Raw genomic sequence first — 354 nt, 5'->3', positions numbered from 1 at the left:
CGGTCGTGGCGGAATCGGTAGACGCGCTAGGTTGAGGGCCTAGTGGTGGTTAACACCGTGGAGGTTCAAGTCCTCTCGACCGCACCATAATGCACCCTTAGCTCAGCTGGATAGAGCGTTAGACTACGAATCTAAAGGCCGGGAGTTCGAATCTCTCAGGGTGCACCATTTTAACGGGAAGTAGCTCAGCTTGGTAGAGCACTTGGTTTGGGACCAAGGGGTCGCAGGTTCGAATCCTGTCTTCCCGACCATTTATTTTTTTGGTCTTTGAAAACTGAACGATGAGGCAAAAATAAGTTTTACCATTTTTGAATGAAGCGCAAGCTTCGTCAATTTAAGAGCTATATCAAATTC

At 47.7% G+C, this 354-nt stretch carries 2 tRNA genes; both read left to right on the top strand.

The features are described from left to right. Positions 1 to 91 precede the first annotated feature (91 nt). A tRNA-Arg gene (locus KNO72_RS15525) sits at positions 92 to 168 on the top strand. Positions 169 to 174: 6 nt separating this feature from the next. Next, positions 175 to 251 (top strand) — tRNA-Pro (locus KNO72_RS15520). Positions 252 to 354: the final 103 nt, after the last annotated feature.

The organism is Exiguobacterium sp. s123, assembly GCF_018617075.1.
Taxonomy (GTDB): Bacteria; Bacillota; Bacilli; order Exiguobacteriales; family Exiguobacteriaceae; genus Exiguobacterium; species Exiguobacterium profundum.
Note: the sequence above shows the minus strand (reverse complement) of the source record. Positions and strands in the feature narration are given on the sequence as shown.